The sequence below is a fragment of the Mycobacterium sp. E3251 genome, assembly GCF_001666835.1.
Lineage (GTDB): Bacteria > Actinomycetota > Actinomycetes > Mycobacteriales > Mycobacteriaceae > Mycobacterium.
The window spans coordinates 1-944 of sequence record NZ_LZJF01000118.1; the positions used below are offsets into that span (position 1 = coordinate 1).

The window sequence follows — 944 nt, forward strand, 5'->3', positions numbered from 1 at the left end:
TCATCTGGACGTCCGACGCCAAGAACATCCTGAGCTACATCCGCGGATCCAACACCGACGCCGCCGCGCTCTACCAGTGGTGGCGCGCCAACGGCTGACTTCGCAATTGGGGGGGAACGGGTTTCGGCATCACCTATCCAACAACCATAGGGAGTCAACGAAAATGTCACACCTCAACACCGCGCTGCGGGCCGTCTCGGCGGCAGCGGTTACCGGCGGTCTGGTCTTCGCGGGAAGCGCCACCGCGGTCGCGGAACCCAACACCGGCACCGCCGCCGACATGAACACGCTGGCGGCCAACCTGTCGAAGGGCTACGGCCTCAACAACTGCAAGTCGCAGGAGTTGACCGAATCCGGTGAACTGGCCGAGCTACTGTGCGGGCAAAGCCCCGACCCAAGCGGACCCGGCTCCGGCGTCTACGCCCTCTTCTCCAACGGCACCAACTTGGCCTCCGCGTTCAGTTCCACCATCAAGGACGTGTCCCTGGCCGCGTGCGGGGACGCCGGGCAGTCACCGGGAACCTGGAAGCAGAACGGCCAGACGGGCGGGCAGATCGCCTGCGGCACCTACAAGAACTACGCGACGTTGACGTGGACCACCGACGCGAAGAACGTCCTGGGGCACCTCACCTCGTCCAACTCCGACGTCAACGCCCTCTACCAGTGGTGGCGCACGAACGGCTGACCCTCACCACCGCGCGGACACCAGTTCGGCTACGGCACGCATCCCGGCGGCGTTGGGGTGCAACGGCGCCGCCCGACCCGGTAGCGGCACACCGGGTCTGGTGGTCCACGGCGCGGACGACCACGCGTGGTGCTCCCGGCTGGCCGCCGCTGCGCCGACCACCTCGCAGCCGGTTGCCGTCGCCGCGTCAGCCGTGAGCCGTTCCAGGGTCGTGGCCACGTGGCGCCCGAGGTCGGCGTCGGTGTCCGAGATCGGGCCG

General features: G+C 68.0%; 1 protein-coding gene and 2 pseudogenes. 2 read left to right on the forward strand and 1 reads right to left on the reverse strand.

Annotation, left to right across the window (positions count from 1 at the left end):
* Positions 1-98 (forward strand): annotated as a pseudogene (locus A5697_RS13955) (serine/threonine protein kinase); the annotation flags it as partial.
* Positions 99-163: 65 nt separating this feature from the next.
* Positions 164-685, forward strand: a complete 522-nt coding sequence (locus A5697_RS13960; RefSeq protein ID WP_068010988.1) for a serine/threonine protein kinase — start codon at positions 164-166, stop codon at positions 683-685.
* 3 nt (positions 686-688) lie between these two features.
* On the opposite strand, the pseudogene A5697_RS13965 reads toward A5697_RS13960, so the two are convergent.
* Positions 689-944 (reverse strand): annotated as a pseudogene (locus A5697_RS13965) (SGNH/GDSL hydrolase family protein); the annotation flags it as partial.